General features: G+C 38.6%; 20 protein-coding genes. 5 read left to right on the top strand and 15 right to left on the bottom strand.

Features of this window, described 5'->3' with window-relative positions:
* Nucleotides 1–190: 190 nt before the first annotated feature.
* Nucleotides 191–475 (top strand): YiaA/YiaB family inner membrane protein, encoded by a 285-nt coding sequence (locus AC1DSL_RS03965; protein WP_016428722.1) that lies wholly within the window; start codon nt 191–193, stop codon nt 473–475.
* Nucleotides 476–732: 257 nt separating this feature from the next.
* Nucleotides 733–1,173 (top strand): NUDIX hydrolase, encoded by a 441-nt coding sequence (locus AC1DSL_RS03960; RefSeq protein ID WP_477531248.1) that lies wholly within the window; start codon nt 733–735, stop codon nt 1,171–1,173.
* Between the two features lie 250 nt (nt 1,174–1,423).
* Here AC1DSL_RS03960 and AC1DSL_RS03955 read toward each other — a convergent pair whose 3' ends face one another.
* From AC1DSL_RS03955 to AC1DSL_RS03915, 9 genes are all read right to left on the bottom strand, one after another.
* Nucleotides 1,424–2,020 carry a tubby C-terminal domain-like protein gene (locus AC1DSL_RS03955; RefSeq protein ID WP_477531247.1) on the bottom strand — a complete coding sequence of 199 codons (597 nt, stop codon included), beginning with the start codon at nt 2,018–2,020 and terminating at the stop codon, nt 1,424–1,426.
* Between the two features lie 66 nt (nt 2,021–2,086).
* Nucleotides 2,087–3,301: an MFS transporter gene (locus AC1DSL_RS03950; protein ID WP_477531246.1), complete on the bottom strand. Its 1,215-nt coding sequence runs from the start codon at nt 3,299–3,301 to the stop codon at nt 2,087–2,089.
* A gap of 243 nt (nt 3,302–3,544) precedes the next feature.
* On the bottom strand, nt 3,545–3,964 hold the full coding sequence (locus tag AC1DSL_RS03945; protein WP_477531245.1) for a hypothetical protein: 420 nt from the start codon (nt 3,962–3,964) through the stop codon (nt 3,545–3,547).
* Nucleotides 3,954–5,462, bottom strand: coding sequence for an FTR1 family iron permease (locus tag AC1DSL_RS03940; protein ID WP_477531244.1), 1,509 nt, complete (start codon nt 5,460–5,462; stop codon nt 3,954–3,956). Before AC1DSL_RS03940 ends, AC1DSL_RS03945 begins: the two co-directional genes overlap by 11 nt.
* 397 nt (nt 5,463–5,859) lie before the next feature.
* Complete coding sequence (locus AC1DSL_RS03935) at nt 5,860–6,123, bottom strand: hypothetical protein (protein WP_477531243.1); 264 nt, start codon at nt 6,121–6,123, stop codon at nt 5,860–5,862.
* A 199-nt stretch (nt 6,124–6,322) separates the two neighbouring features.
* Entirely contained in the window at nt 6,323–7,153 is an 831-nt protein-coding gene (locus AC1DSL_RS03930) for a lysostaphin resistance A-like protein (protein WP_477531242.1), read from the bottom strand.
* 60 nt (nt 7,154–7,213) lie between these two features.
* Complete coding sequence (locus AC1DSL_RS03925) at nt 7,214–8,053, bottom strand: lysostaphin resistance A-like protein (protein ID WP_477531241.1); 840 nt, start codon at nt 8,051–8,053, stop codon at nt 7,214–7,216.
* Nucleotides 8,046–8,366 (bottom strand): hypothetical protein, encoded by a 321-nt coding sequence (locus AC1DSL_RS03920; RefSeq protein ID WP_477531240.1) that lies wholly within the window; start codon nt 8,364–8,366, stop codon nt 8,046–8,048. The genes AC1DSL_RS03925 and AC1DSL_RS03920 overlap by 8 nt, the downstream gene beginning before the upstream one ends.
* 130 nt (nt 8,367–8,496) lie before the next feature.
* Complete coding sequence (locus AC1DSL_RS03915) at nt 8,497–8,823, bottom strand: TIGR04104 family putative zinc finger protein (protein ID WP_477531239.1); 327 nt, start codon at nt 8,821–8,823, stop codon at nt 8,497–8,499.
* 113 nt (nt 8,824–8,936) lie between these two features.
* On the opposite strand from AC1DSL_RS03915, the gene AC1DSL_RS03910 reads away from it, so the two are divergent.
* Together AC1DSL_RS03910 and AC1DSL_RS03905 are read left to right on the top strand one after the other, a co-directional pair.
* On the top strand, nt 8,937–9,470 hold the full coding sequence (locus AC1DSL_RS03910; protein ID WP_477531238.1) for a helix-turn-helix domain-containing protein: 534 nt from the start codon (nt 8,937–8,939) through the stop codon (nt 9,468–9,470).
* A gap of 184 nt (nt 9,471–9,654) precedes the next feature.
* Nucleotides 9,655–9,933 carry a hypothetical protein gene (locus AC1DSL_RS03905; RefSeq protein ID WP_477531237.1) on the top strand — a complete coding sequence of 93 codons (279 nt, stop codon included), beginning with the start codon at nt 9,655–9,657 and terminating at the stop codon, nt 9,931–9,933.
* 119 nt (nt 9,934–10,052) lie between these two features.
* Here the strand turns inward: AC1DSL_RS03905 and AC1DSL_RS03900 are convergent, their stop codons facing one another.
* Nucleotides 10,053–10,478 (bottom strand): GNAT family N-acetyltransferase, encoded by a 426-nt coding sequence (locus AC1DSL_RS03900; protein WP_477531236.1) that lies wholly within the window; start codon nt 10,476–10,478, stop codon nt 10,053–10,055.
* A gap of 626 nt (nt 10,479–11,104) precedes the next feature.
* On the opposite strand from AC1DSL_RS03900, the gene AC1DSL_RS03895 reads away from it, so the two are divergent.
* Nucleotides 11,105–14,833 (top strand): S8 family serine peptidase, encoded by a 3,729-nt coding sequence (locus tag AC1DSL_RS03895; protein ID WP_477531235.1) that lies wholly within the window; start codon nt 11,105–11,107, stop codon nt 14,831–14,833.
* Between the two features lie 268 nt (nt 14,834–15,101).
* Here AC1DSL_RS03895 and AC1DSL_RS03890 read toward each other — a convergent pair whose 3' ends face one another.
* From AC1DSL_RS03890 to AC1DSL_RS03870, 5 genes are all read right to left on the bottom strand, one after another.
* Nucleotides 15,102–16,346 (bottom strand): helix-turn-helix domain-containing protein, encoded by a 1,245-nt coding sequence (locus AC1DSL_RS03890; protein ID WP_477531234.1) that lies wholly within the window; start codon nt 16,344–16,346, stop codon nt 15,102–15,104.
* 12 nt (nt 16,347–16,358) lie between these two features.
* Nucleotides 16,359–16,481 (bottom strand): hypothetical protein, encoded by a 123-nt coding sequence (locus tag AC1DSL_RS03885; protein ID WP_477531233.1) that lies wholly within the window; start codon nt 16,479–16,481, stop codon nt 16,359–16,361.
* A 469-nt stretch (nt 16,482–16,950) separates the two neighbouring features.
* Nucleotides 16,951–17,409, bottom strand: a complete 459-nt coding sequence (locus tag AC1DSL_RS03880; protein WP_477531232.1) for a putative iron-sulfur cluster-binding metallochaperone — start codon at nt 17,407–17,409, stop codon at nt 16,951–16,953.
* A 214-nt stretch (nt 17,410–17,623) separates the two neighbouring features.
* Nucleotides 17,624–18,550 (bottom strand): DUF1835 domain-containing protein, encoded by a 927-nt coding sequence (locus tag AC1DSL_RS03875; protein ID WP_477531231.1) that lies wholly within the window; start codon nt 18,548–18,550, stop codon nt 17,624–17,626.
* A 148-nt stretch (nt 18,551–18,698) separates the two neighbouring features.
* Complete coding sequence (locus AC1DSL_RS03870) at nt 18,699–18,845, bottom strand: hypothetical protein (protein WP_477531230.1); 147 nt, start codon at nt 18,843–18,845, stop codon at nt 18,699–18,701.
* Nucleotides 18,846–19,004 lie beyond the last annotated feature (159 nt).

Here is a 19,004-nt window from a genome sequence, read left to right as displayed (position 1 = left end):
ATACAACCAAAAACCGCAAATAGACTATTTTTTAAGCTATACAGGGTTGCCCATAATATGTCTCACTCTAGTAAAAAAGCGATAACGGTCTGAAAAATGGGAAAATGCATTTTTTTCTTACGAAATACCTAGAATTTCCACTCATATCATATAATAAGAAGTACAAATAAAGAGAAAAGTAGGGTGTTCTATGTATCCAACGAAATACAGAAGACGCAATACCGTCGCTTTTACCGTGCTTGCTTATTTCACATTCTTTGCAGGTGTAGTCATGTTCGCAATCGGTCTTTACAATGCGGATAATTTACAACTAAATGAAAAAGGCTATTACATCGCAGTCATGATCTTGGTGGCAGTGGGTGCAATCCTAACACAAAAAGTGACACGTGATAATGCGGAAGATAACGATATCCTGGCAGAACAGGAAAGACAATTTAACAATACACGAATTCCAAGTGGGTCAAAAGAATCGTAATGAAAACTGAAATAGTTAACAAATTGCACTCCATTTTGGGGTGTTTTTTGATGGAATGAAAAGACAATCTTGAATTGGAACTTTTTTACTTTCAGTACGTATAAAGAGACACGTGCGTTAATTTAATCTTGAATCGTTTAATATCTTTATGTATTCCTTATAGAATGTATGCAACTGCCTGCAGAGGACATTCTTTTAAAAAGTGAGTATAAGGCAAAATAAATTGATTTATAGATGAAATCTGAGGAGGGGAACTTGTGTTTATTGTAAATGTAGAGGGCGCAATTTATCACGATGAAAAGTGGTTGTTAATCAGACGCAGTGAAAAAGAAGAACATGCGGGTGGATCGCTGTCTTTGGTTGGGGGCAAGGTAGAAATAGAAGGAGTTTCATCAGATATTTTAGAAAGAACACTAAAAAGAGAAATTGCGGAAGAAGTGGGCATTGAAGTTTCAAATCTTCGGTATGTGAATAGCTCATCATTTGTTACGGATTCAGGCATCCATGTAGTAGATATTGTATTTCTTTGCGACCACCATTCGGGAGAAGCGTATGCTAAGAGTCCAGATGAAGTGGACGTCGTTCTGTGGATGACCACTGAACAAATCGTAAATCATCATGATGTACCGGGTTACTTGAAGGACAATATCAAACTTGCGGATAGATTAGCTCAACAACATACAATAGTAAATTTTTAAAGTCATGATTAAAGATACAGAGGGGATAAGTATGAAGAATAATCCTAGGAAAAAAGAAATGGTTTTTAAGAGACATGGACAGATGGACAGGGAGATTCGAGATTCGATCCTAATTGAAATTATTTTAGGCATCCTCACCTTTATCCCGAGACTAATCATTCGTGTGGTAAGGAATTTATTTTAATTGGACTAGTTAACGATAAATGTATGGAAAGAAATCAAAATGAAAAACTCCATCCAACAACCAATATTAAGCACCCAAATAGTAAAACGTATGATATAGTACGGCCGCGATAACTGCAATTTCCTGTGTCGTTGCTTGAATGACAACGGTATCAATTGTTGAGATTTTAGTCGCAGAAAGTCTCGAAACAGTGGCAACGTGTGTATTGTTGCATTTCAAGTGACCGACACCTGTATAATCGTTTTCAATATAATATTCGTGGTTGGCAAGTGTAATCGAATAGGCTTTTTCCATCAATTGCACTCTATGGCTCTTTATCGACACGGTCTGTGATGATACATGATCGGTAAATGTGTAGCCAATGCCTGGAAATGTACAATCTACACTATATAAAGGTTGCTCGTACTCATTTACGATTTTATAACAGTAGGGCAAGCCAGTGATCAGGGCATCGTTGACGATTTTGGCAACAAAGCCATGGGGCTGCTTTTGCATCGCAAAACTGGTGCCGCCTAGCTCATGATTGATGGGCATTGTTGTAGAAAGGAACACAGTTCCAGGCACTTTGTATGTATAGCGTTGAATTCTCCTATTAATGAAAGTCATTTGAGTAATTTTTTCATAAAGGCGTTGTGAATCTGAATAACTTCCATACCACAACATGTAAAATACCGCTAATTCAATGATGGATTAGCGGTGTTTTACTTGAAAATTATATTTGCATCCACATCAGGTGATCGTTTTAGGCGTTCTTCCATAGCGGACATACACGGCATAAAACAGCGCGGCACTCAACAATCTCAGTCCAGAGTTTAGATACATTGCCATCTCGACACCCCAACTGTTCAACATCCAAATACCGATTTGCGGTGCAAGGAACGCCATAAATGCAAGCAGGACATTGTAGGTTGTGATGCAATACGTACGTGATTCTTCAGGAGACTGTTCCAACAATAAATTGAACAGCAGCAACACGACGCCTGACAGGAAGAAGCCCGACATCGTCTGGACGAGTGTTAAGTAATACAAGTTCGTCGATAGTACCGTCATAAATGGCGTCGAAGCCATCCCAATTGCGGCCCATACGAAGACACGCACATTCGATTTGCGCTCAGCCCATTTTTTCCAGAGCGGGAATGTCAAAATTTGCATTAACATATTTCCGACAGAAAACATACTGATCCAAAAAATGGTCGCACCAACCACACGCACATGGTAAATGTTAAAAATCCCCCATGCCATTTGCCACGCAAAGTTGAAGAATAGTGCTGCTACTAAAAACCACACGTAATTAGCATGCTTGAAAATGGACCAATCCATTAACTTTTTCTTTTCCAAAGGGCCACCCCCATGGGGAGGCGCTTCATCGTGCTTCATCAACAAGAAGGCTTCCAAAAGTCCAAATCCAAATGCCAAGACAAATAGGATTTGATACGCTGTCACATTGTCGGATTCATCTTTCATCACAATGCCGATGATAAGTGTCGAAACGAGCCCAACCATCGTCAACAGCCGGTTACGGTCACTGAAAAATTGGCCACGCCTGGATTCATCGATCATGCCGCTAATCAAGGTTTGCGAGCCGATGTTTGCCACAGTATTCGGCACACTCATTAGTGCAATGATGGCAAGGAAAGCCCATGCCTGCATCGATTCAGAAGGCAAATACACGAGCATGACAATCAGCAGGAACATCAACCTCGCAAACAAAACCGACATCGCCACTAGCTTCTTATGCTCATGTGCTCGGTTCAGTAGAATGGCAGCTGGAATAGTCATGAGCAACGCGACAAGCGGGGGAAGGGAACTAATCAATCCCACTTGGTAGTTGGTGGCGCTCAAAATGGTAATTGCAAAAATGGGAAAGAAGTTGTTCGAAAAATTCATCGCAATGGTCGAAGCCATGCCATAATAAATGCTGATTTTTTCATTATATGGTCGCATAAGTATCTCCGTTATAATTCAAAGAATAGGTTCGATATTCTATGAATTATAAACCTGTAAAAAAAGAAAACAAGTACTTCGAGACACAAAATTTTTGGGACGCTGTTTAAAATTTAGGAGGCACCCCATTCAAATGTTTTAAAAACAAACATGAGGGTTTTTTCTAATCAMCGAATATGTAGAGTTCACGTACAAAAAACAGCTTGCAATCTACGTTGAAGTAAATTGCAAGCTGTTCTGATATTATTTTATTTTTTCAACATCGGAAAGGACACTATCCAAATCGTCAGCGGCTTTATTTAATGTGTCTACATCAAGAGGGTCAATTTTTACTCCTGCTTCAATTATGTGAAGGGGTGTTTCAACTTGTTCATAAAGGTCCGTGTCTTTTTCTTTTACTGCATCTTCAAAACTCTCCCAAATTTCTTCTAAGTTTTCGCCATTTGCTTCGGCTTTCTTAGTATCATTTGCTTCTAATTGCACTTTCAAATCGGCAACTTCAGCTTTCATTTCTTTTGCTCCATCCGCAATCGATGTTTGTGAAGTCGTCTCTTCTGTTTGGGTGTTATCATCAGTTTTTGTTTGTTCATCATTTGTTCCACAAGCCGATAAAGCCATTGATGCTGCGATTATTATTGGGAATACGTACTTTTTAGATTGCATTATTAAGTTCCTCCTGTTTTTTCATACTTGATTGAATTGTTTTTTGTTTTATTTTACCCAAAAACGCTACAAAAACTGCAACGACTAACAAAATCATTTGAGGGATAAAGCTCTCCCAAGTTGAGTAGATCGCAAAAAAGTCAATCGTTGGAATTGGAGCTTGTGTAGCTGGAATTAACCCGGCTAATTGTAAACCATGAATGCCCATACCCGTAAACTTAAAGCACAAGTAGAACATTAATATACTCGACACCATGAAAAATGGACGCATCGGAATTTTTAAGCCTACTTTTAAGATTAAGTACGATGTAATCAATAATATAGTTAGGCCAATCGCTATGCCACCTAATAAGGAACCTAAGTCAATAGAAGATGCCATTCCGATATAGAATAAGACAGTCTCAGTTCCTTCACGGAAGACAKCAAGAAAAGCTAAAATCGCAATTGAAAGTAAACTACCAGTATCGAGTGCCTTCGTACTTTTCTTCTGGATATAGCGATTCCATTCTAAAATACTCGATTTACTATGAAGCCAATAGCTCATGTAGCTGAGCATGACAGCAGCAAAAACACCTGTCCATCCAGCAATCAGGAAGTTGTTGTGACCAAATGTGCCAGCTGAGAATAAGAAGTTGACCAAAATGCCAAGAACCAGACTGATGCCAATACCAGAACCCACGCCTACCCAAATCCATTTATTCTTGTCCGAATGACCGGATTTCTTTAAAAAGCCCATAAGCGCTACGACAACTAAAAGAGCTTCTAACCCTTCGCGTAACAGAATGGTCGTCGCATCTAACATCGTGTAGCTAGTTTTTGAAACAAGTGGTGATAAATAATCTCTCATTTCTTCAATGGTTTTTTTTGCCCCTTTTACATCGGGCGGATTAGCTGAAAGCATGGAATATGAAGTAACCATATCACTTTCTGCATTTTTGTAGACCGTTGCAGACTGAGTGAGCACTACACCTTCAACGTCCAACCAAGATTTTCTGAATTCCTCTATATCTAATTTAGCACCGTCAATATCTTGGTTATCAATTTTGTCTAAAGAGTGATTTAATAACATAATCAGTTTGGCAACATCGCCATTATTTTTTGAAGCATCTTGATCCGCAACTGAAGTTTGTGAGAATTGCCCATTAATAAATTTAGTGTTCGTTTCTTTCAGTTGTTGAAGCGTTTTTTGAACACTTTCCGAGTTAACCGGATCTTGAGCTAAAGCAAACTGAACTTGTCCCATGTTATCTTCTATATCATGGTAAGCCTGTTCAGATTTTTCTTTAATTCCTGATTCAAAAGAAATCCAATTAGCCGTGTATTTCTTAAATTGTTCAGAGGCAGTTTTAGTGTCGCCCAATTGAACAGATTTTATGACTTCATCAATTTGAACGTTTGCTTGGCGCAGGTCATCTTCAGGGCTCGTAGCAAAACTTTTGGTTGGAAAAATTAACAGCCCGATAAGGACGAAGACTAGAGCAAAATGTATAGATCGCATTATTTTGTCTCCTCATTATATTGTTATTTAAATTAATTGAAAGATTAATTCGATAATGAAAATCATTATCAATTAGATTCTTACGAATTATAAGGCTATATAGATGTCTTGTCAATCACAGAATAAATATGAATAAGGTCGAAATAAAAAAGGGGAGAAGAACGATTATAATATAGAGGGAAAAATGGAGTGGTTGAATGGAAAAAATAAACAAAATGATGCCTTAAATAAACTAAATGTGATGGCTCACAACTTTTCGATTTTCAAAAAGATATGTGCCATCACGATGGCCAAATTAAGGGTATATACTCCTGAAGGGAAATTCATATATGGTTGTCTGATGCCAATCGAGTAAATGCCTATACATAAAATAATGAAGATATTAACATTGAACTACCTATTGTTTCTCCTTCGCCCGCTCTTTTTGAGCCGCTTCATACCGGGCACGCATCCGCCAACTTTGGATGAACGAAATCAAATAATACATCCCGACGTAAAGAACAACGAACAAAGCGATATCCAAAACAAATTTGAAAAGGGATTCCCAAACAAATTGACCGTCACTGAACAATTTGTATTGGAAAAATGGTAATAGTAAATACGTGAAGTTACTAATGAGCCACGCTGAAATGAATGCGGCAACTGCTTTCCAAAAAGTCATTAATGATCACCATCCTTTATAAGGATATTATGTTGAAACAAAATGATTGGAATATCTTTAAGCACATATTGTGAAAAACGGTCTGTGGAGTCATTTTTTTCAAATCATTTGAATCCCAGAGAACTGAAAGTACCAGGGACTATGTCAATCCCCACATTCAGTCTTTTTCTTTTTCGGACGATTATTCGATTATCTTTCATCATTGAGCCATTTCTTCTTCCACTTCTTCTTTATTTGTTTTCTTCGGCAAACTTTTAACCAAACTTACAATCACCCACGTAATTAATACAGAACTAATCAATAGCACAATCGCATTCGGAAGGGCTTTATCATACAGTTCTGAGCTTTCCATAATGCCCCACTTTGGCCAAGTCGGTGCGACATACATCCAGATCACGGCAATCGAATTATTGATAATGTGCATTAAAATCGGAATCAATAAATTGTGTGTTTTCAAATACAACAAGGAAGCGATCACTCCAAAGATAAATGCCCCGACAACATCTGCATGCAACAGGCCAAACAGAATACTGGAAATGAGGATTCCGCCCCACATCGACGTTTTCTTCATCATGCGATGCAACAAAACGCCACGGAAGATAAACTCCTCAGCAATGGGACCAATAATGGCTATACTGACAAGTGAAATCACTAAATAAATCGGGTTTTCCGGCATCGGAATGGGCTCCAACAGAAAATCCACAAACCCAGGAAAAATAGGATACAAGGCAAACAATTGAAGCCAAAATACACTTATTGAAAACGCAATGGAAATCGCAACAAATCCAAATAAACGAGGTAGCCATTCAACGGTTCCTTCCTTGAATACCACTTCACGTACAGATCGACCTTGTTTTCGGAAATGATATCGGAAAAACAGAATGGGTGCTGCTATATACAAAATCAGCGTAATTCCGGCTTCCACAAAATTATCATCATTGTAAGGAAGGAAAATAGCCCCAAATCCAAATACCACCATCAACAAAATAGTCAAACCAAACAAATGACGCGTCTTCATCTCTTCAAACATTCGCTCAACCCCAATCAAATTCTACTTACTTATACGCAACTGGGAGGAAATGGTTTCGAATTATTGAGAAACTCCTACTGGCTGCGATAATACATCTCTTTTTCGTCTGTCGGAGTATATGCTTCTTGCAAGATACATGATGATGAGAATCAACAATAATAAACTGACCACGAGAAACGTGCTTTTCAGGACAACGTTCACATATAAATCATCCGTGCTGACTAAGAAAAGGGTTTCTATCCATGAAGGAAAGAAGAATTCTTGAAATAAAGTGAAGCCGTTATGTACGATGTGAATCAAGATCGGAATGAATAAATTTTTTGTCTTCAAATAAATCAGTGAGGCAAGGATGCCAAAGATGAAAGTAGCTAGCATCTTTTCGGCTTGCATATGGATTGCTGCAAAAGCCAAACTCGAAATCAAGATACCGGCCCACATATTCGTTTTCTTGATGAGTCGGTTCAACAAAAGTCCCCGAAAAACGAATTCTTCTGCGATTGGTCCCGTTACCGTCGTCACCACCATGGAGACAATCAAAAATAGGACAGTTTCATTGGAGGGTTCAATGATAAATGGGTCTAATTGAAAGAAAGAATCTTCTATCACTAAATAAGCCCAAAACGTTGTAAGTGAAAATGTATTGAAAATAAGCGCAATTGCTAGCACCGATAAGAATGAAGTATCCACATTTCTGTCTGAAACAACAGTCCGGAGCGGAGATTTATACCGATAAAAGTAATAGCCAAAGAACAGCAACGCAACCAATTCAAAAGAAACGAAATCTGAAATAATGCGTTTGTAGTTTTCAGGAATCTCATACAAGGATAAAATCCATTCCACTGCGAGAGCAAAGACAATCGATAAGACAACAAAAATCCGGATTTTCATTTCTTTAAACATCCAATTCCTCCTCGCAAGAGTAAACCTGATTGTATTCAGAAGCATCCAAGATTTCTTCTGTTTGCCCCCACATGGACAATTTGATTTTCAGATAAAAGGTTTTATCATTTGAACGAACATAAACCGCATAGTAGCCATCTTCTTCTCCATATATGTTAGCCTTGATATCGTTCAGGCAGTCGCCTCCATAAGTCTCTTCTATAAATGCAACGGACAATTCCTTCGCTTTCCTTTCATGAAGCAGACCGTGCAATCTGAAAATGAATCCCACAATAGAAATTATAAGAAATGCTATCGCAATACGTTTTTTCACCCGAACACCATCCTTATATATATATTTCGAAATTTCCTTATATGATTTATTCTAACATTTATTTACAGTGAAAAAATTTAAAAAACCATCCATGGCACAGTAATGGCCATGGATGGTTTTTTGTCTTTTGTTAGCTGCGCCGATACTTCTGTACAAAGGGAAGAATGAGTAAAGAAATAATTCCTAGTGACACTACTATTAAAAAAGCGTAGCCATAAGGTAAATGCCACTGCCTTCCTAAATAGAAACCAAAAATGTACATCGGTAGAACAAGCACTACAGCTGCTACAATTCTTGAAAGGAAAGTAATCCGGTGTTCAGTGCCGCATTGGCTGCATTGAATTGGTTTATACATAAAGATATTTGATTTAAATATTTTACCCCAGTTGAATCGATGATGGCATTTGACGCATTTCTGTAACCCCAGGTCTTTTCCCTCCTCAATCAACCTGATCACTTCTTTTTTTCTTATACGCAAATGGGGGAGAAATGGTTTCGTTTTACTTATAAATGAAAATTATTGACACTTTTAACTTAAAAGTTAATAATTCATTCAAGAGGTGATGAACTTTGGAATTCAATTCACTAGATTTTGGTGAACGATTGAAAGAAATTCGCATTCAACACGGGCTTTCTATGTTGGCACTTGGGAAAGACATCGGTACTTCCGCTAGCCGTATCAAGAGTTGGGAAAGCGGTGAGAGTGTCCCTTCTGCAAACTGGATTGTCGCGATAGCTGAACGATTCAACATTTCAACTGATTTATTACTAATAAATAGTCCTTTAAAGCAATTGGAATGGTCAGAAGAAATGTACAAAATAAGCGAATCAGCCACACCTTTTAATTTCGTGAATGATCCTGAAGAGCAAGTTCACTCTCAGTTAAACTCTTTCGCCAGTTCAAGTAGAACAGATGTTGAATGGGAAGATATCATGAACGGGACATCATCTCAAGATGACCTTTCAATAGAAGATTTATTTCCAGGGAAATCACAAAAAAAACGATACCTGGACCAACTTACATCCCTATATTCTAAACTCACCACACAGGATTTAATGGAACTGTATACATTGGCAGAAGTGAAAGCAAGGATTAAACGATAATCAAACGAATCGAATTTACAGTAGATGACACAAAACCAAATATTGTAGCACCTTCATCTTATAATCTAAATCCTGAACTTGGCTTAACAAAACACAATCACTTGGAAAATGTGCTCGTGAAGCCCTACTATCAACTACAAATAAAAGAGGATGGACATTCAAAGGGGAATCCTTTTGTGAGGGCATGGATGGATACGGAAAAGTGGAAGGCTGGAACATCGAAGATACCAACCAAGTTGAACCGATGAGTCTAATTCAAGGAGATGGTTCGCCATTCTCTTACTTACAAGCGGCAATGCTATACCGTGACATCGACGAATTCGGTAGTTTTTGGCACAGCACACAATGGGGAGTGGAAGAAGTGTTGGATCAACATCTTGCCATGGAAAAAGGGATTATCCCTTACGAAGATGAAGAACTTGAAGAGGACCGATGGACATTCATATTGGTTGATGTTGTATAGAAAAATGCGCTTGGAAATGTATCTCTAAGCGCATTTTTTTGACTGTCTTTATTTACTAAAGCATCCGTTAGTTCATGCGCATCATGGTCCTAAAAAGAAAGTTGAATTTAACTTTCAGATCAAAGACTGTTCAATCTTTTAAATAAATAATAATGGTCAAAACCTTCTGGATAGTTTTCAAGTTTACCTAAAACTTCATAACCAAGTTTTTTATAAAAATCAGGGGCTTGAAAACTATAAGTCTCCAATCTAATTAAATTACACCCTTTTTCTATAGCTACTTTCTCTGCTTCCTTCATTAACTCTTTTCCTTGACCTTTTCCGCGTAACACGTCATCAATCCAAAGAATCTCAATGTGAAAGCATTTCCAATCTATATTCCCTAATATTCCACCTAATATGTTGTGATTGTCATCTTTAATAATAATATTTATTTTTTCTTCTTCAGTATAAGCAACTTGTTTCTTATTGTAATTGATTAGACTTTCTCTAACATATAATGCTTCCTTTTTATCATATCCAACATGAAGTTTTAAGTTTTCCATCTGTAATATTACCTCCTATAAACCAATTAATTAGTGTTTATAATTCAATTGTATCACCGTTTAACAAGCTATCACAGACAATAAAAAAGCGCTAGATTATGCTGCGAATTATGGTCCGGAATGCATCAGAAAAAGCCAACAGATCACTGTTGACTTGAATTATGCTATTCAACTAAAGCACCCGTTAGTTGAATATGGATAATTTAGTTTATTCGTTTATGTAATTCATTACCTTAGATTATACTAATTAAAACCCCAATTCTTTTCCCCTTTTTTAGACATTTCGGTTTATCCCTTCGGTTATTTCAGCTAATATTTGCAGATTTCCTTCTTCTAATATAGTTCTTAGGTCCCTCTCAAAACCCCATTTGTCAATAATATTGTATGACTATACAATTCAACTAATCCTTCCTATTTATTTACCTCATCTAGAGAACTTACTACCATTAGGAGCTTCCTCAGAAATAGAACCAAACCTTTAAGGAGGTGAAGACAAGCTTTGATTCTAGCAGTCTACTTCTTTCAGTAATCTTTTTGGGACTGAATAACTTCTTATTTTTACCTCACCATGATTTTTCTCAGCTTAGAATTATCCGCTAATTACCTTATGGAATAGGAGAATGTAAATGAAAAAGCTAACCATGAAGACGCTTCTAGTTGGATCGATTGCCGCTTCTATGCTATCAGGCTCCATTTTTCAAGTGAACGCACTTGGAGCATCTAGGAATGGGACGGTATTGGATAAATCAACTGTTGCAATGAGTAATAATGGGACCGGTGATCACGTAATTACGCTCATTACTGGTGATGTCGTAAAAGTTTCTACCCTTAAAAACGGGAAATATATCATCAATGTAGAGCCAGCTAATAAGGATGGGGATGGAGTCAGGGTCCTGACCTTTGGTGAGGATACTTTCGTATTCCCGAACTCTACCATGCCTTACCTGGCAGCAGGAAAACTGGATAAGGACTTATTTAATATTACGAAATTGATTGAATATGGGTATGATGACAAGAATCAGGCAGGATTGCCGGTTATCGTCGAATACGAAGAGACAAAGGCTAAATCTTTCTCCAAAAACATTGCTCCAAAAGGAGCGAAGAAGGTTCGGGATTTGGAAAGTATTAATGGTGCCGCACTTACTACCGACAAAATGAAAGCGGATACATTCTGGGAAGATGTCACAGTTCAAAGGGACAATAAAGAACCTGAAAAATCATCACTCTTTAAATATGGAGTAGAAAAAATTTGGCTGGATGGCCGTGTAGAAGCAGCCCTTCATCAAAGTGTCCCTCAAATTGGAGCACACACAGCATGGGAAGCAGGCTTTACAGGTGAAGGCGTCAAGGTTGCCGTGCTTGACTCCGGAATTGACCCTGGCCACCCGGACCTTGTCGATCAATTGGACGAAGCGGTGAGCTTTGTACCTGGCGAAGAAGTGAATGACGGAAATGGTCACGGAACACACGTTGCCTCCACTGTGCTTGGAACAGGTGCAGCTGATGGGAAATCCAAAGGCGTTGCTCCTGATGCACGCTTACTGGTAGGGAAAGTATTGAGTGATCAAGGATTTGGACAAGATTCTTGGATTATTGATGGAATGGAATGGGCATCTGAAAATGCAAAGATTGTCAATATGAGTCTTGGAACCAGCGAGCCAGGTGATGGCACAGACCCTATGTCTCAAGCTGTAAATAGACTTAGTGAAGAGAATGGAACACTATTTGTTATCGCTGCCGGTAATAATGGAGCAGAAGGCTCTATCGGCTCTCCTGGTGCTGCAGAATCCGCTTTAACTATCGGGGCTGTGGACAAATCGGATCGGCTTGCATGGTTCTCTTCAATGGGGCCTCGCTATGGCGATATGGGTCTAAAACCTGACTTATCTGCCCCTGGTGTAGGTATTGTTGCAGCCCGTTCCCAATTTACATCTGGCAGTGGATATTACTCTAGAAAAGATGGTACATCCATGGCTTCACCACATGTCGCAGGTGCAGCAGCTATCCTTGCCGAAAAACATCCAGAATGGGACGGAAAAGCTTTAAAAGAAGCATTGATGAACACAACAACGAAGCTTGAAGGTTACCAGCCTTACCAGGTGGGAACAGGACGAGTTGATATAGCTGCAGTCTTGGAAACACAGCTGAGAGCAACTAGCTCCGTATCATTCGGCTTCTTTAAATGGCCTCATGATCAAGCAGCCCCTGTTGAAAAAGTCGTTACCTATACAAATGATAGTGCCGAGGACATCACAGTAGAGTTGGAAGCGACATTTACAAATGCAAAGGGTGAAGAAGCTCCATCTGGTATGTTAAACCTTTCTGAAAATACCATCACTGTTCCAGCCAATGGCACAGCGGACGTGAACGTAACACTTGATTCCACCCTTGGTGAAACAGGCTCCCGTTATCAAGGATTTTTAACAGCAAAAGCAAACGGAAAAGCCGTTGTACACACAACTATGGCGATGGTCAAGGAAGAGGAACGTTATACTCTTACTCTAAATGCAACTGACCGTGACGGCTCTGCTGGACTTGCATATGTGGCAATATCCAGCGAGAAAATGGAGCCGTTTGTTTATGCTGTCAATGGTTCATCAGAACTTCGCCTGCCGCCAGGCACCTATTCGGCCATGTCCCTAATGGATGTGGACGTGAACACAGACCACGCTGGTGTAGCCCTTGTAGGTGACCCGGAAGTGGAACTGAATGGACCAAAAACAGTGGAGCTCGATGCAAGAAAAGCAAAAGAAATATCTGTAGAGGTACCGAAGAAAACAGAGGCAAATTACCAACGTATGGAATATCACCGAACAATTGGTGATATGCCCCTGACTAGTCTCTATTTGATGCCGGTTTGGATTGATAAGATGTACGCTGTTCCAACAAAAGAAGTCAAAAAAGGATATTTTGAGCAGCTTACTCGCTGGCGCCTAACAAAACCACTTCTGACCATTAACTTTAATGGAAAGGAACTGGATGATATTCCATTTGCCGGAAGTGCATTATTGGATGGAAAGTATAACTTATCCACTGTCTATGCCGGAAAAGGAAGTTCAGCTGACTTCGACCGCCTAAAAGCAAAAGGTAAAGCTGTTGTGGTCGATCGAAATGATGAAGTAACCCCTTCTCAACAAGCTACTGCTGCTGCTGCTGCCGGGGCAAAGCTACTGATCATCGTCAACAATGAAGATAAAGAATTTAGTAAATTTGCTGGTACTCCAGAGTACACAGTCAACCCGATTGCCGTTGCTGGTATCAGCAAAAAAGAAGGCGACAAGCTTGTAAAAGCTGTACGTTCAGGAGATGTAAAACTGCAAGTAGAAGGAACAATCGATTCTCCATATGTATATGATCTTATGGATGTCCATAAAGGTTCTATACCAAAGGATTTAACCTATGCACCGAAGAATAAAGACCTAGCGACAATCGACAGTCGCTATAATTCCCACATTGAAACAGCAGGTGGAGAATTCCGATACGACTTGCGACCGCATACATTTGGAGCTGTAGGTTTCCTGCAAAAGATATCATTACCAAGAGCCCGAACTGAGTATGTTTCGGCAATAGAGGACACAGGCTGGTATCACGAGGCAACTGTCTTAGATTCGAAATGGCAGATCCGTCAGCCATTGGCCACTTACACAAAAGGACAAAAATTAACAGAGAACTGGTTCTCTCCAGTTGTCCGTCCAAGCTTGGGTGAAGGTTACTGGGCTCCTGAGCGCCAAGGCAATCATCTAATGATCAATGTTCCTGCTTGGGCCGATGCAGGAACAGGAAACACAGGCGGTATTAACGATTATAATATATCTGTAAAAAATCAGACATCTAAATTGTACAAGGGTGATACATTAGTGAAGGAAGGTAAAAGCCAAGCGCTCTATGCAACAGATGTCGCACCAAAAGAACGTACGCAATTCCGCTTTGTTACGGACGCAAAACGTGACGCAGATCGCTGGAATACGTCGGTCCGCACTCATACTGAATGGACCTTCTGGACGGAAGCATCAGAGGATTGGAGATACGATCTTCCATTCCTAACTCTGGATTACAAGGTGGACACCGATGTAAATGGGGATGCATTGGCAAACCGTCCTACTAACCTTGAGCTGTCTGTCGGTAAAGTAGAAGGTGCAGTAGGATACGGAAACGTGAAGGATGCCAATTTGGAAGTTTCATTCAATGAAGGCGAATCGTGGAAAAAAGTGAAGCTTACAAAAGATGGCGAGGCTTATGCCGCAACCATCCAAAATCCGATAAACGCAAAATCCGTTTCACTCAGAGCAAGCGCTTGGGATGATGAAGGAAACAAAATTACCCAAGAGATCATCAAGGCTTACGGATTAAGATAATTTTAGTGGAAGATGCCTGCTTTATATAGAGAAAGCAGGCATCTTTTCTTTTGGTTAGTTAGGTGTGACCCGATGTGAAAAAGATAAATGATTAGGGTTGTTAGAATAAGATATTTTGAGCACTCCATCCTAGCTCAGAAGGAAGCACAAACATTCTTTTCACCCCCGAACGATGCAAAAAACATAAAAACAGAGCGTTTTTTCCTCTTTACAAGCCCATTTTCTGACCAAAACTTAAAGCTTCAGCCACAAAAACGTAACCTCTCCATCAAACAAACTGATTATTTATTCTGAACTTCTCCACAATTGCTCCAGCATAACGATTAGCATTGACCATATCATTGTTGGACATGTAGTAGTCAAATAATTTTACCGCATAAAACTCTTTCGCCATTACATAGCCCATTTTGTCAAAGTGGGGAAATGCCTTGTTCTCCAGATAGTGATAATACTGGTCATCCTCACCTAGAATGGAGTGATAATGCATCGTAAAGAGATGATGAAAGGTGGGGGCCGATAAATTCCTGCATAACACAAGTCCCTCTTCTACAAGCTTTAGAAGCTTTTCCTTTGGCGTCTTCCCTTCTTTCGTCAAAGCGTTTATGTACCCCTCCAGCGAGGCGACATACTTGGGATTGGAGGAATTGCGTGCATCCATCGACTTTTTGTAATATTCAGCAGCCTGCTTGAAATAGCCGTGCCGCAAATTCAGATAGCCTAGGTTATGATGCAGCATCGCTTTTTGATGATCGAGCCCATAATCCCCTGTCATATCTATCAATCTATGATATTCACTGCTTAGAAAACGGTAATCATTCGATTGCTCGAGCTGGATGAGCATCAGCATTTCAGCTTTAATAATACGGGAGAAGCTGCGAATTTTGGTGAAGAAGGCCAGTGCCTTATTCGCATTGAAAAAAGCTAGGACGCGAGAATTGAGCGAACTATAAGCAACAGCTAAGTCGTAATAATATTCCTGATTGGAGTATTGCTCCAGACTGATTTGACCTAGAAAAGAGATGGCACTGACATAGTCATACTTCACGGTCAGATGGAAAATCCCCTTTATGTGCAACAACATATTTTCCTCATAATTAGATAAGCCTGTCCAAACATCCATCTCCTCTATTAGAGCCTGCGCTGATGTAAACTCGCTAATAGACAAGTAGTATCTGGTGAGCACAAGGGTGTAGGATCGATAAAAATCCTGAATATATAAAAGGTTAATTCCATCAAGCTGCCTTTTTATACTATCCGCCTTTGTCTGCAGTTCCTTCACAATGGCATCATGCCACTCCTTTAATAAGGATTCCACCCTCCTGTAATTTAACACTTCCCTTTCCATATCAATTCCTAGTCTTTGAGATAATAATAGAATAGTTTCATCCGATACTTCTGTAAGCCCCCGTTCTATTTTACTGATATGAGTACTGGAGGAAATTCCTTCCCCTAGGTCCTTTTGCTTCATTTCTTGTTGTTCGCGATAGAATTTGATTATCTTTCCTTCCAGCATGATTCCCATCCCCTAAGCGTCTCCATCCCAATCTATTAACACAATTTGATTAGGATTAGGTCCACTCAATTTTGTATATATAGAAATGTTTTCATGTGCCATTCCATGTGAAGTTGCATGAGTTTGTGTGTTCAAATTAAATGCTCCTTAAGCCATGACGGCATCTTTTTCTATTTAGTTTTTCTCCTTTTTCAATTCTCTATTAAAGGGGGATAGTCCTTCTTTAACTTAACTTGTATTATTAGTTGATGAAGAAACTTAGGACAACGTTTTAGCATTGAAGTAGTATATGTAGTAGGCTCTATATTTTTATCGTTTATTATTCTTTTTACAACCAGAAAATCTTTAGTTTTAAAGATTACAGCATTTAGCAATAACTTCGGTAGCGATATACAACCATAAATTGACAGACAAAAAGCCAACAGTATCTGTTGGCTTTTTTTAATATCTCAACATTTTCACTCTTATTTCCCTTTTTCCATTCAGTTTTTCTGCTCATTTTCTTCAACTAAACTGCCCATTAGTTTAATAAGAAAAAATGCAAAAAATGCTTTACTCCTACTTGAAGTAAAGCACCCGATAGTAAAAAAATATATTGCTCTAGTTAAAGACTTTTTATATATTTCGTAACATTCCCCATACAGCAACTTCCTTGAGGATTATTTACCTCACACCCGCATCTGTCTGCTTTTACATTTACTCGGATGTGTTCTAAAGGTTTAGGAGAAAGTTCTTGTTCTTCATATTTCTTAATTTTCTCTTTTGTCCAACTAAAGCAATAGCAAACTGGTACTGTGGGAGAATCATCTTTTTGATGCACAGATACCTTTACATCTGACTTAAGGTACAATTTTTTCTCTGTATCAAAATAGACAACATCACAATCTTTCGTTGAACAAAAGTAATGAGTCAAACTCGGATTCAAAGAATCTAAAACTGAGGGTTTAAGCATTGATTTCAACGTAATAATTTTCAGCTTTTTCCCTTTGGTATTACAAGATGGACAAAACTCAGTATCATTACTTTCAGTAATTCGTTCTTTTGAAGCACAACAATCAGTCATTTCTACACCTTCCCTTTTAACTCTCTAAACCAAATGCATCCTAATGCACATCCAAGTTTAAGCGCTGCACTTTTTAAAAAATCAAATGAGCTGCGTCTACTTTCGTTGTCTTTTTTTGGCTGTCGGTAATTTTAATTTTCATGGGAGTTGAAGATAGGAAGGACATAACCACATTTCCAGTAATCCTCCTATTGTTCAGGTTTCTTTATAAACATTATGCTGAAAATTCCTCTTTTAACTTTACTCCGTAATACCGCATTGCTTTCAAATTTCCTTCATATTCAAAAGTTTCTAGTTCGATTAAACAACGCAAGCGGTATTCGAGCCATTCGTCCCCTGTATATTGCTCCATCTGCCCTAAAACTTCGCCAATAACACGTGCAGCCTTTATAAAACCAGAGTACTCAAGTTCTTCATTTAGTCTTTTTGCACAAGTAATGATTAAGTCATCATCTCTGGTTAGCACATTATAATGCCATAATTGGTGGTCTGCCCATGTGCGAAGTAAAGATTGGTCATTATTAAGAAGGTTCTTGCCTTCTTCGCATAAACTTGTTCGTCCAATGTCTTTTAGGGGATGTTGCTTATATTGTTCATAAATAAAGGATAATTTCTCACTCGGAAGTTCGCCAGTTGCTTTCGGGTAATCTTCTTCATATGGATGCAAATCATACAATTTATGAAAAGCCGTATAAGTATTTATTACAAAGATTGTGTTCAACTTTCCTTTTAGCAGTGCAAGGACTATCCGTAAGCCTGCTTGTTCATGTGCATTATTACAAGTCCAAATAACAATATCCTGAACTTGTGGAATGGCTTTGATTCTATCCACTGAATCAATCATTCTTAGCATAGTAACATCACGCTCATTGCCCTCATCCCGGTAACGCTCTTTAAACCAATGAAAACGTGCCTGCATTCCTTCTTTTGTATGTATATTTTTCACTGGACCAACAGATAAAATATCTGGTAATACAATGATTTCCTCTGTCTTTTCATAAGGTGTATTTCGAAACGCAGCACGTAAGCTCCCAGCTGATGATTCACCAAATATAATATGTACCGTTTGTGCTTGAATCTTATCTATTTTCTTATTTCCATCCGTCATTAACGATCTCTGCAATTCTTCTATCTTCTTCAATATCCGCACCCCTGTACTTTATAGTAACTAGACCTTCACTTGATTACTCAATTTATTTTATCTTCTTCTAAAATTTTTACTCAAACCTTCTTATTGAAGTAAAGCACCAGTATAAGACTTCAGTTAGATTAATTTGCTTTTAAAAAATTCACCATTTCAAAGCAATTTTATAATCCGTTGTAATATAACCATTAAAGTTTCTACCATAAATTTCATTCACCAATGAATCTGCCCATACATCAGCTTCAAGCATTGTTTCAAAAACTATATCTTCAATTAACCAATTAATATTCACAGAATTTCACTTCCTCATATTTCAATCCTTAATATATATACTTATTGGACGAACCTGCCCCGTTTTAGTTCAATAAGAAAAAGTGCTTTACTCCTTCTTGAAGTAAAGCACCCGTTAGTTTAAGTGTAATTTTTCACAATATTTCAGTGAAAATAGAAA

Source organism: Paenisporosarcina sp. P4_D4 (assembly GCF_056401835.1).
This window is presented reverse-complemented; position numbering and strand designations above follow the sequence as displayed.